9 protein-coding genes are annotated in these 11,983 nt (G+C 67.0%); 6 read left to right on the top strand and 3 right to left on the bottom strand.

The features are described from left to right. The first annotated feature begins 161 nt into the window (after positions 1 to 161). Positions 162 to 722, top strand: a complete 561-nt coding sequence (locus tag METUNV1_RS16785) for a GNAT family N-acetyltransferase (protein ID WP_008063863.1) — start codon at positions 162 to 164, stop codon at positions 720 to 722. Here the strand turns inward: METUNV1_RS16785 and METUNV1_RS16790 are convergent. Further along, positions 697 to 2,448: a pyrroloquinoline quinone-dependent dehydrogenase gene (locus METUNV1_RS16790; RefSeq protein WP_008063865.1), complete on the bottom strand. Its 1,752-nt coding sequence runs from the start codon at positions 2,446 to 2,448 to the stop codon at positions 697 to 699. The genes METUNV1_RS16785 and METUNV1_RS16790 overlap by 26 nt on opposite strands. Before the next feature lie 89 nt (positions 2,449 to 2,537). Here METUNV1_RS16790 and dnaE point away from each other — a divergent pair, with 89 nt between their 5' ends. From dnaE to METUNV1_RS16805, 3 genes are all read left to right on the top strand, one after another. Next, positions 2,538 to 6,056 carry a DNA polymerase III subunit alpha gene (gene dnaE, locus METUNV1_RS16795; protein ID WP_008063866.1) on the top strand — a complete coding sequence of 1,173 codons (3,519 nt, stop codon included), beginning with the start codon at positions 2,538 to 2,540 and terminating at the stop codon, positions 6,054 to 6,056. A gap of 10 nt (positions 6,057 to 6,066) precedes the next feature. Next, the gene (locus tag METUNV1_RS16800) at positions 6,067 to 6,546 is read left to right on the top strand and encodes a WbuC family cupin fold metalloprotein (RefSeq protein ID WP_008063867.1); all 480 of its coding nucleotides are present in this window, start codon (positions 6,067 to 6,069) and stop codon (positions 6,544 to 6,546) included. Positions 6,547 to 6,707: 161 nt separating this feature from the next. Then, positions 6,708 to 7,415: a response regulator transcription factor gene (locus METUNV1_RS16805; protein ID WP_008063868.1), complete on the top strand. Its 708-nt coding sequence runs from the start codon at positions 6,708 to 6,710 to the stop codon at positions 7,413 to 7,415. A 62-nt stretch (positions 7,416 to 7,477) separates the two neighbouring features. On the opposite strand, the gene mscL is transcribed toward METUNV1_RS16805, so the two are convergent. Next, a complete protein-coding gene (gene mscL / locus METUNV1_RS16810; RefSeq protein WP_008063869.1) occupies positions 7,478 to 7,909 on the bottom strand; it encodes a large conductance mechanosensitive channel protein MscL in 432 nt (143 codons plus the stop codon). 227 nt (positions 7,910 to 8,136) lie between these two features. On the opposite strand from mscL, the gene METUNV1_RS16815 reads away from it, so the two are divergent. Then, the gene (locus METUNV1_RS16815; RefSeq protein ID WP_008063870.1) at positions 8,137 to 10,371 is read left to right on the top strand and encodes an AsmA family protein; all 2,235 of its coding nucleotides are present in this window, start codon (positions 8,137 to 8,139) and stop codon (positions 10,369 to 10,371) included. A gap of 66 nt (positions 10,372 to 10,437) precedes the next feature. On the opposite strand, the gene METUNV1_RS16820 is transcribed toward METUNV1_RS16815, so the two are convergent. Next, entirely contained in the window at positions 10,438 to 10,857 is a 420-nt protein-coding gene (locus METUNV1_RS16820) for a GlcG/HbpS family heme-binding protein (protein ID WP_008063871.1), read from the bottom strand. A gap of 301 nt (positions 10,858 to 11,158) precedes the next feature. Here METUNV1_RS16820 and METUNV1_RS16825 point away from each other — a divergent pair, with 301 nt between their 5' ends. Further along, positions 11,159 to 11,980: a formate/nitrite transporter family protein gene (locus tag METUNV1_RS16825; protein ID WP_008063872.1), complete on the top strand. Its 822-nt coding sequence runs from the start codon at positions 11,159 to 11,161 to the stop codon at positions 11,978 to 11,980. Positions 11,981 to 11,983 lie beyond the last annotated feature (3 nt).

Raw genomic sequence — 11,983 nt, forward strand, 5'->3', positions numbered from 1 at the left:
AATGTTTCTTTAAAAGAATCTTTTGTGCACAGCACACAAAAATTGTCACAGGCTGGATACGTTTGCGGCGAGCGGCTATCGTGGCAGCCGGTTCTGTTTCCCTTCCGCTTCCCCTCCTTTCCGCTGTGGATATCCAGACACCCCGCCTGCTGCTGAAACCGATGAGCGCCGACTTCCTGCGCGCGTCGGCCGGCGGGGCGGGCGCTGAACTGCTGTCGCCGCTGATCGGTGCCCGCGTGGCGCCGGACTGGTGTGCGGAGCGCGATCTGGCCGCGCTGCGGCTGGCCGACCTGAGCGCCGATCCGGACTACGGGCCGTGGTCGGTGCGCGCCCTGGTGCTGCGCGACAGCGGCGAAATGGTGGGCCACGCCGGCTTCCACACCCGGCCCGGGCCCGACTACCTGGCGCCGTACGCGCGGGACGGGGTGGAAATCGGCTATGCGGTCTATCCGCCCTACCGCCGTCAGGGGTACGCCCGTGAAGCGCTGCAGGCCCTGCTGCGCTGGGCCCACGTCGAGCACGGCGTGCCGCGCTTCATCGCCTCGGTGAAACCGGACAACTTGGCTTCATGCGCGCTGCTGGCGGCGACCGGGTTCTTCCGCATCGCCTCCTTCATCGACGAGGTGGATGGTCTGGAATACGTGATGCGGCTGGACCCGCCGGCACTGCGCCGGCTGCTGAGAGGGCGCGGGCCGCTCAGTCCGGCAGCCCGAACACGATGACCGCGTCGCCCTGGCGGTAGCCCCAGATTGCGCTGCCGCCGGCCGCGACCGCGACATAGGGCCGGCCGTCCAGCACATAGCCGATCGGCGGCGCGTTGACGCCGGCGCCGGTCTGGAAGTGCCACAGGCGTTTTCCAGAGAGACTGTCGAAGGCGGACAGATGGCCGTTGCCTTCGCCGGTGAACACCACGCCGGACTTCAGTGCCAGTACGCCGCCGATCAGCGGCTGGTCGGTCTTCACGCTCCAGCGCAGCCGGCCGCGCTGCTTCAGGTCCAGTGCAGCCAGCACACCCCAGCGCGCTTCGTCCGCCGGCTCCATGCTGTCGTAGCGGCCGGCCGGGCGGTCGGCGGTGGCCGCGCTTTCCTTGATCCAGTAGCGCATCGGCAGGTGCATGGCGGCGACGAAGGCCAGGCCGCGGCCGCCATCCACCGCCGCCGGCGACCAGTTCACGCCGCCCGCCACGCCCGGCGTGATGCGGGTGCCCTCGCGGCTGGCGGCCGCGAACAGGTTGTCCTGCGGCACGAAGGCGTCCGAGCGGTACAGCAGCGCGCCGGTCGCGCGGTCATGCACGTAGAACCAGCCCAGCTTGGACGCCTGACCGACTGCCGGAACGACGCGTCCGCCCGGCTCGCGGTGGTCGAACAGCACCGGCGGACTGGCGACGTCGTAACCCCACTTGTCGTGCGGAATCTGCTGCCAGTGCCAGGCGTAGCGGCCGGTCTTCGCGTCGACCGCGATCAGCGAGGCGGTATACAGATTGTCGCCCGGGCGCGTGCTGTCATTGATCTGCGGGCTGGGGTTGCCGGTGCCGAAGTAGAGCAGGCCGGTCTTCGCGTCATAGGCCGGCGCGTTCCACACCGAGCCCCCGCCGTACTCCCAGGCGTCGCGATGGCGATCGGCGTTCGCGCGCTCTTCGGCGATGTTCCGGTTCAGCGGCAGGCCGTCGCCGGTACGTTCGACGAAATCACCTTCCCAGCCACCGTCCGCCGGCTTGCGCACGGTGTCGAACTGCCACACCCGCTGGCCGGTCTTCGCGTCGAAAGCGGCCAGAAAGCCGATGCCGCCGTATTTGCCGGCGATGCCCACCACCGCGGCCAGCTGGCCAGCCCGGCCCTGGGCGTCGATGTGCAGGCCGTAGCCCACGCCGTTGATGCCGACGATCACCTTGCCGTCGACCACCAGCGGCGCGGCTGCCGCGCCCACGCCCGAACCGCCGCCCACCTCGCCCTTGATGCCGGCGCCGCTTTCGGTGATCGCGTTGTCCGGCCGGGCCAGTTCGATGTCCCACAGCGGCTTGCCGCTTGCGGCGTCGAGGGCCACCAGGCGCGCATCGACCGTGGCCACGAACACCCGGCCGTCGTCCACCGCGACGCCGCGGTTGGCCGGGCCGCAGCACAGCTTCTCGCTGCGCTTGCTGTGGGTGTAGCGCCACAGTTCGACGCCAGTGCGCGCGTCCAGCGCCACCACGTGCGAGCCGGGCAGCGACACGTATATCTTCCCGCCGGTCACGATGGGCGTGGCCTGGAAGGTGGCGGCGATGCCGCTCTGGTAGATCCATTTCGGGACCAGTTTCTTCACGCTTCTCGGCGTGATGCCCGGCAGGTCGGCCAGCCGGGTGTTGGCGTAGTCCAGGCCAAAGGTGGGCCAGTCGCGGTCGGCGGCATGAACGGCCGGCGCGAACAGCAGTGCGGCGAGCAGCGGCGTGGCGGTCAGGAAGCGGCGCATGGCGGTCCCGGTTTCACGTAAAGCGCCGATGATAGGCCCGCGCGGCCCGGTTACGGCACGCGTCGCGTGCCCGACGTAAAATCCGACGGATGAGCTCCGACAGCATCGACACCCCCCAGGCCGCACCGGCCACGCCCCCCTTCGTTCATCTCCGCGTCCACAGCGAATATTCGGTGGTGGATGGCATCGTCACGGTCGACGCCGCGGTCAAGGCCGCCGCGAAGGACGGCATGCCGGCGCTGGCGCTGTCCGATCTCGCCAACGTGTTCGCGCTGGTCAAGCTGTACAAGACCGCGCGCGGCAAGGGCGTGAAGCCGATCTGCGCGGTCGACGTCTACATCACGAATGACGCCGAGCGCGACAAGCCGCACCGGCTGCTGCTGCTGGCGCGCAACCGCGAGGGCTACGGCACGATCTGCCGGCTGCTCACCCGTGCCTATCTGGAGAACAAGTACCGTGGCCGCGCAGAAATCCGTCGCGACTGGTTCGAGCGCGACGCCGAGGGCACGGCCGGGCTGATCGCGCTGTCCGGCGCGATGCAGGGCGATGTCGGCGTGGCGCTGCTGGCCGGCAACATGGAGTCGGCCCGCAGGGCTGCCGCCGAATGGCTGCGCCTGTTCGACGGCGAGTACTGCATCGAGCTGCAGCGCGCCGGGCACCCGAACACCGAGGCCTACATCGCCGACGCCTGCGCGCTGGCGTCCGAACTGGACATTCCGGTGGTGGCGACGCATCCGGTGCAGTTCATGGCGCAGGAAGACTTCAAGGCGCACGAAGTGCGCGTGTGCATCGCCCAGGGCTATGTGCTGACCGACAAGCGGCGTCCGCGCGAATTCACCGAACAGCAGTATTTCAAGACCACGGCCGAAATGGCCGAACTGTTCGCCGACATTCCGGAAGCGCTGGCCAACGCGGTCGAGATCGCGCGCCGCTGCAACCTCACGCTGACGCTGGGCAAGAACTATCTGCCGCAGTTCCCGACACCGCCGGGCATGACCATCGACGAATTCATGATCGCCGAGGCGAAGGACGGGCTGGAAAAGCGGCTGGTGCAGCTCTATCCGGACGAGGCGCTGCGTGAACAGAAGCGGCCGGAATACGAGGCGCGGCTCAAGTTCGAGTGCGACACCATCATCCAGATGGGCTTTCCCGGCTACTTCCTCATCGTGGCCGACTTCATCAACTGGGCCAAGAAGAACGGCGTGCCGGTCGGTCCGGGCCGGGGCTCCGGCGCCGGTTCGCTGGTTGCCTATTCCCTGGGCATCACCGACCTCGACCCGCTGGCCTACGCGCTGCTGTTCGAGCGCTTCCTGAACCCGGAGCGGGTGTCCATGCCCGACTTCGACGTGGACTTCTGCCAGGACAACCGCTGGAAGGTGATCGAGTACGTGCGCCAGAAGTACGGCGCCGACGCGGTGAGCCAGATCGCCACCTACGGCACCATGGCGTCGCGCGCGGTGATCCGCGACGTGGGCCGGGTGCTGGACATGGGCTACAACTTCTGCGACCAGCTGTCCAAGCTGATTCCGGTGGTGCAGAACAAGCCGCTGTCGCTGGCCGAGGCGCGCGAACAGGCACCGCAGCTGGCCGAACGCGAACAGGCGGAAGAGGAAGTGGCCGAACTGCTGCGCCTGTGCGAGCCGCTCGAAGGCCTGACCCGCGGCGTCGGCATGCACGCCGGTGGCGTGCTGATCGCGCCGGGCAAGCTCACCGACTTCTGTCCGCTCTACCAGCAGGACGGCGACGACGCGTCGCCGGTGAGCCAGTTCGACAAGGACGACGTCGAAGCCATCGGCCTGGTGAAGTTCGACTTTCTCGGCCTGCGCAACCTGACCATTATCGAACTGGCGGTCGACTACATCGAGCGCATGACCGGTGAGCGGCCCGACCTGCTGAGCCTGCCCTTCACCGATCCGGCGGCCTACCAGATACTGAAGGACGCCAACACCACCGCCATCTTCCAGCTTGAATCCGAGGGCATGAAGAAGCTGCTCGGCAAGCTGGCGCCCGACCGCTTCGAGGACATCATCGCGGTGCTGGCGCTCTACCGTCCGGGCCCGCTGGGTTCGGGCATGGTCGATGACTTCATCCTGCGCAAGAAGGGCCAGCAGGCGATCGACTATTTCCACCCTGACCTGGAAGCCTGCCTGTCGCCGACCTATGGCGTCATCGTGTATCAGGAACAGGTGATGCAGATTTCGCAGATCATCGGCGGCTATACGCTCGGTGGCGCGGACATGCTGCGCCGGGCCATGGGCAAGAAGAAGCCGGAGGAAATGGCCAAGCACCGGGAAACCATCGCCGCCGGTGCGAAGGAGAAGGGCTACGACCCGGCGCTGGCCGAACAGCTGTTCGACCTGATGACCAAGTTCGCGGAGTACGGCTTCAACAAGTCGCACACCGCCGCCTACGCGGTCGTCACCTATCACACCGCCTGGCTGAAGGCCCACCACTGCGCCGCCTTCATGGCCGCGTCGCTGTCGTCCGACATGGACAACACCGACACGGTGAACATCTTCTATCTGGACGCGAAGAAGAACCGGCTCACCGTGCTGCCGCCGGACGTGAACCAGTCCGAATACCGCTTCGTGCCGGTGTCGCGCAGCGAAATCCGCTACGGCCTCGGGGCGGTCAAGGGCACCGGCGAACAGGCGGTGAACTGCATCCTGGAAGCGCGCAAGTCCGGCGGACCGTTCAAGGACATTTTCGATTTCTGTTCGCGGGTGGATCGCCGCATGGTGAACCGCCGCACCATCGAGGCGCTGATCCGCGCCGGCGCCTTCGACACCACGATCTCCGGCACGCCGCACGACCGCAACACGCTGATGAGCAGCGTCGCGCTGGCGATGGAAGCGGCCGAACAGGCGGCGGCCAACGCGCACCAGGGCGGGCTGTTCGACGACGCGCCCAGTGGCACCGGCGCGCGCGCGCCGGAATATGTCGCCTGCAAGCCGTGGAGCGAACGCGAAAAGCTGGCCAACGAAAAGCAGGCGCTCGGCTTCTACCTGTCCGGGCACCCGTACAACAGCTATGCGCAGGAGTTCTCGCGCTTCGCCCGGCGCAAGCTCGCCCAGCTCGAATCGTCGCGCGATCCCACGGTGGTGGCGGGTCTGGTGGTCAGTTCGCGGGTGCAGATGACGCGCCGCGGCAAGATGGCTTTCGTCGCGCTGGACGACGGCACCGCCCAGATCGAGGTGTCGGTGTTCAACGAACTGTACGAAGCGTCGCGCAGCAAGCTGCGCGAGGACGAGGTGCTGGTGGTCGAGGGTCGGGCGCAGTTCGACGAATATTCCAACTCGATGCGTGTGGTGGCCGACAGCCTGCTCAGCGCCGGTGAGGCGCGCGCGCGGTTCGCCCGCCGGCTGGAACTGAAGCTCAATGGCGAGGTGGCCCAGCTCGGCGCCCATGCCGCCTGCGCCCGTCTGAAAAGTCTGCTTGAACCCTTCCGTGCCGACGGCGGCTGCGCAGTGCGGCTGCACTATCGCAGTCCGGACGCGGTCGGCCCGCTCGATTTCGGCGATCACTGGCGGGTGCGTCTGGACGACGCACTGTTCGACGGTCTGCGCGACTGGCTGCCGCACGACGCGGTGTCGGTCGCGTACGGATGAGGCGGCGCGCATGAGTGACACCACCCGCTGGCTGGACCATACGCTGCTCGACACGGTGGCTGCCCGGGCGGCGGCCAGCCCGCGCCTGCGCATGAACCACAACTTCCATCCGTCGGACGAGCACCCGGCGCACCGGCTGCTCAATGCCATCGAGCCCGGCAGCTATGTGCGCCCGCACCGGCATCTGGACCCGCTGAAGGACGAAACCATCCTGTGCGTGCGCGGCCGTCTGGGCTGCATCCTGTTCGCCGACGACGGTTCGGTGCAGCACACCCGGGTCCTGGCGCCGGACAGCGACTGTTTCGGCATCGACATCGGCCACGGGCAGTTTCACAGCCTGGTCGCGCTGGAACCGGGTTCGGTCATGTTCGAAGCCAAGGCCGGTCCCTACCGCCCGCTCACCGAAGCCGAACTTGCGCCCTGGGCGCCGGTCGATGGAGAAGACGCACAACGCTGGCTCGAGTGGACGACCGGGCTGTTTGCCCGCTGACCGGTGCATGGGCGTGGTCGCTGGGGCATACTGGACGACAGCGACGGACGTCACGAATTTATACAGTCCCCCTTCAGTTTGCGTTCTCACTGCCGTGAACGCAGTCTGAACCGGTTACTTCCTACGGATACAGACCCGCCGTGCAGACCGCCCGAATAGCATTGCTCGAAGACGACCCGGTACAGGTCGAAATCCTTGGCAGCTGGCTGCGCGCCGCTGGCCACGATGTGCATACCTTCACCCGTTCGCGCGATCTGATGCGCGAGGCGGTGCGTGAAAGTTACGACCTGCTGCTCATCGACTGGGAGCTGCCCGATCTGCCCGGCTCGGACGTGCTGCGCTGGCTGCGCACCGAACGCGCGCTGAACACGCCGGTCATTTTCGTGACCGCCCGCCAGGACGAGAACGACATCGTGACCGCGCTGGCTGCCGGGGCCGACGACTACATCGTCAAGCCGGCCCGCCGGATGGAACTGCTTACCCGCATCGAAGCGGTGCTGCGGCGCAGCCGTCCGCCGGCGGATCAGCCGCTGATCGATGCGTCGCCCTACCAGTTCGACCTGAATTCGCATACCGCGCGTCTGAACGGCGAGGTGATCGACCTGACCGAGCGCGAGTTCGAACTGGCGGTGTTCCTGTTCCGCAACGTCGGCCGTCTGGTGTCACGCGGACACCTGCTGGAGTCGCTGTGGGGCCGCAAGGGCGATGTGCCCACCCGTACGGTCGATACCCACATGTCGCGTGTGCGCTCCAAGCTGGCATTGCGCCCGGAGAACGGTTACCGGCTGGCCTCCACCTACAACTACGGTTACCGGCTGGAACGCGTGGCCGACGACGGCAAGCGGGCGGAAGAGCAGCCGGCGGCCTGAACCGGATACGCCCCAGAAAAAAGGAGCCCGCGGGCTCCTTTTTTGTTGTGTGCTGCCTCGGCTTACTTGTTCAGCGCGTCGCGGATCTGGCGCAGCAGCAAGATGTCTTCCGCCGGTTCGGCAGGCGCTGCCGGCTCGGCAGCCGGTTCTTCGCGCTTCAGCCGGTTGATCTGCTTCACCATGATGAAAATGATGAAGGCGAGAATGACGAAGTTCAGCGTGACGGTCAGGAAGCTGCCCCAGGCAAACACCGGAACGCCCGCCTTTTTCAGGTCGGCCAGCGTGTTGGGTACGCCGGGCGGAATGTCCTTCAGTACGAAATAGAACTGGCTGAAATCCAGTCCGCCGAACAGCGCGCCGACCACCGGCATGATGAGGTCGGCCACCACCGAATCGACGATCTTGCCGAAGGCGGCGCCGATGATGACGCCGACTGCCAGATCGACCACATTCCCCTTCATGGCGAAGGCTTTGAATTCGGACACGAAGCTCATGCGGTTCTCCTTTTGGCTGTGAGTTTCCTGCGCTGCGGCCTGAGACGAGGCGCGACGCGGCGAGCGCGAAGATAGCACAGCCGGATGTGTGCGCCGCGACCGGGTCGTGAGACGCCTTCTCTGATACGCTCGCGGACCACCCGTACTCACCGAGTGCCCCACCGGGGCAGTCTGCAGCCCGGTCACGAACCGATGCCGGCAGCCTGTCCGATTCGCATGGAGAAGGCATGAAAGTACTGAAATTCGCCGCGTTCGCGCTGGGCGGTCTGGCGGCACTGCTCGCGGCGGCGGTGCTCTATGTCGCGATCACCTTCGACGCGGCCAAGATGAAGGGCGAGCTCAAGCGTGTCGTGCAGGAACAGAAGCAGCGCACGCTGGACATCGAAGGCGATGTCGACCTGTCCTTCTATCCCAATCTCGGTCTGAAGCTGGGGCGTACCACGCTGTCCGAATACAAGTCAGCCGACCGTTTCGCCCAGGTCGAGTCGGCCCGGGTGTCAGTGGCGGTGATGCCGCTGCTGTCCGGCGCGCTTGTGGTCGACGAAATCCGCATCGAGGGCGCGCATCTGACGGTGGTGCGCCTGAAGGATGGCCGCTTCAACTTCAGCGATCTGCTGTCGGATGACAGCGATGAAAGTTCGCCGGTCAAGTTCGATGTGGCCGGACTGAAGCTGGCCACCTCGTCGCTGGCCTTCCGCGACGAAGCGACCGGCGCATCGCATGCGCTGGATGACATCGAGCTGACGCTGGGCAAGCTGGCCAACGCGGCACGCGGCAAGATGGCGCTGTCCGCACGCCTGCAGTCTTCCGCTCCCGCAATTGACAGCCGTTTCACGCTCGCGGCCGCCTACGACTACGACCTGCCGGCGCAGCGCTATGCGCTGGATGATCTCAGCCTGAAGGTCGACGGCGAGGCGCTGGACCTGAAATCGCTGAAAGTGACGCTCGGTGCGGCGCATGTCGGCGTGCTCGACGGCGGCCGGCTTGAGGTGAAGAAGGCGGTGCTCGAAGCCAGCGCCAGCCGGGCCGGCGACGCGCTGGGTCTGAAGCTGGACGCGCCTGCGCTGCAGCTGGCGGAGGGCGCGCTGAGTGGCGAACAGCTCACGGTCAATGCCAAGCTGGACGCCCGGGCACGCAGCGCCGATGTCACGCTTCGCGTGTCCGGGCTGGAGGGGTCCGCGGACGCGGTGAAAGCGGCCGGCCTCAGCCTGGACCTCAACGCCCGGATGGACGACGCTTCGCTCAAGGCCGCGCTGCAGACGCCGCTCGCGCTGCGCATGGACGGCCCGTCGGTCGAACTGCCGGCGCTTGCGGGCAATCTTGAAGCCAGCCATCCGTCGCTGCCGATGAAGACGGTGAAACTGCCGGTAAAAGGCAGTCTGAAAGCCGATCTGGGCAAGCAGAGCGCCGCCTTCGAACTCGATACGCGGCTGGATGACAGCACGATACGGCTCAAGCTCGGCGCCACCCGTTTCGATCCGCTGGCGCTGGTATTCGATGTCGATATCGACCGCCTGAACGCGGACCGCTACCTGCCGAAATCCGCCGACGCCAGCAAGCCGGCCGGCAATCCGGATGACGCGCCGGTGGACCTGTCGGCACTGAAGGGGCTGGACGCGCGGGGCAGCGTGAAGGTGGGCGAGCTGCAGCTGTCCGGCATCCGGATGAGCCATGTGAAGCTGGAGGTTAAGGCGGCGGGCGGCAAGGTCGAGGTCGCACCGTTCTCCGCCGCGCTGTACAAGGGCAGCGCCAGCGGCGCGCTGAACCTCAACGCCGACGGCAACCGCATCGCGCTGAAGCAGACGCTGTCCGACATCGACATCCATCCGCTGATCAGGGACGCCGCCGGCAAGGACCTGCTGGAAGGCCGCGGCAATGTGGCGATCGACGTGAGCACCGCCGGCGGCACCGTGGGCGCACTGAAAAAGGCGCTCGACGGCAGTGCGTCGCTGAAGCTGCGCGACGGCGCGCTGCGCGGCATCAACCTGGCGAAGAGCGTGCGCGAGGCGAAGGCGAAGCTGGGCGGCGGCGGTGAGTCGGCGGTGCAGAAAGCCAGCGCCACCGAAAAGACCGACTTTTCCGAAATGAGCGCCAGCTTCCGCATCCAGAAGGGGATTGCCCGCAACGACGACCTGGCGGCCAGTTCGCCTTTCCTCCGGCTGGCCGGGGCGGGCAGCGTGGATATTCCGCAGTCCACTCTGGACTATCTGGCCAAGGTGACGCTGGCGGCCACCAGCAAGGGTCAGGACGGCAAGGCGGCGGCCGATCTCAGGGGGCTGACCGTGCCGGTGCGCCTGTACGGACCGTTCGCCAGCCTGGATTACAGGATCGAGTTCGGCGACCTGCTGAAGGACGCCGCGCGCGGCCAGATCGAGGCGCAGACCCAGAAGCTGCAGGACAGGGCGAAGGACAAGGTCCAGCAGCAGGTCGGCGACAAGCTGAAGGGGCTGCTGGGCCGCTGAGTCCGGCAGACGGACACGCGCCTGCGTGCCCGGGCCTACCGCCAGCCCGCTGCCGCGAGGCGCTGCTTATAGCGGCATGTCCCAGCTGGCGCCGATGGCGGCGATGCCTGCGCGCGCCACGATGGCGTCTTCGCTGGACTTCACGCCGGACACGCCGACGCCGCCCACGCACTCGCCATTCACGATGATCATTTCGCCGCCTTCCAGCGGCAGCACCGGCATGCGCAGCGCGGCCAGACGCCCGCTGTTCACCACGTCCTCGACCGCCTTGCTGGGCTTGCGCGCCAGTGCGCAGGTGCGGGCCTTTTCCGGCGCGATCTGCGTGCTCATCGGCGGCGCGCCGTCCAGGCGCTGCAGCCAGATCAGGTTGCCGCCATCGTCGACGATGGCGATGGTGACCGGCCAGTTGCGTTTCAGGGCCTCGGCTTCCGCGGCAGCAGCGATCTGCTTCGCGTCGTCGAGCGTGAGGGTGAGGCGGGTTTTCATGCGTTGTCTCCGTCAGGGTTCGTGGGCTGACGAGGAATCCCGGCGCGTGCGCGCACGGTAAGGCGATTCCTCGGCGACGCGTGGCCGTGACGGGTGGTCCGGCGGTGCGCAGGAGGGCGGGGGATGTCCGCCTGCCTGTGCGTCAATGCGGCTTCGGGGGGTGGGTGATCCGCTCGCGGAACAGTCGGGCTGTCCGCGGCTGCCGGCACTACCGGCAGCACGGCTCACATCCTACACTGTCGGCTGCCCGCGCGAGACGGGTGCATCGCACAGAACAACACTGCAAACGAGGAGCCCGAGCATGGCCAGCAATCTGGGGATCGACCTGTATTCGCCGAAAGAGATCGCGGAAAAGGTCGAAAACATCGGCATCGTCAAAGCCAACCTGCCGCTGCGCACGATGGCCATGCTGGGCATACTGGCCGGCGCCTTCATCAGCTTCGGCGCACTCTATTTCACGCTGGTGGCGAGCGACGCATCGCTCGGCTTCGCGCTCACCCGGGTGCTCGGCGGACTGGCCTTCTCGCTCGGCCTGATACTGGTCGCGGTGGCCGGCGCCGAACTGTTCACCGGCAACAACTTCCTGGTCATGGCCTGGGCCGAAGGCCGGATCGGATTCGGAAAGCTCGCGCGCAACTGGGCCATCGTCTACGTCACCAACGCCATCGGCGCCCTCGGCATGGTGCTGCTGGTGTTCCTGTCCCATCACACCGACATGAACGGCGGCGCGGTCGCACAGGCCTACGTGAAGGTGGCGGCCGGCAAGACCGCCAGTTCCTTCGAGGTCGTGTTCATGAAGGGCATCCTGTGCAATGCGCTGGTCTGTCTCGCGGTGTGGCTGGCCACCGCAGGGCGCAGCGTGACCGACAAGGTGCTGGCCATCGTATTCCCGGTGTCCGCCTTCGTCGCCGCCGGCTTCGAGCACTGCATCGCGAACATGTACTTCATTCCGATGGGCATGCTGCTGCACGCCGGCGGCGTGGCGCCGGCCGGCGTGGATCTGTCGGGGCTGACCATGGGCGGGCTGTTCGCCAATCTGCTGGCCGCCACGCTGGGCAATATCGTCGGCGGCAGCATCCTGGTGGCCGGCGTGTACTACCTCACCTTCCGCCAGCGCGCCTGACGC

The sequence above is a fragment of the Methyloversatilis universalis FAM5 genome (assembly GCF_000214035.2).
Taxonomy (GTDB): Bacteria; Pseudomonadota; Gammaproteobacteria; order Burkholderiales; family Rhodocyclaceae; genus Methyloversatilis; species Methyloversatilis universalis.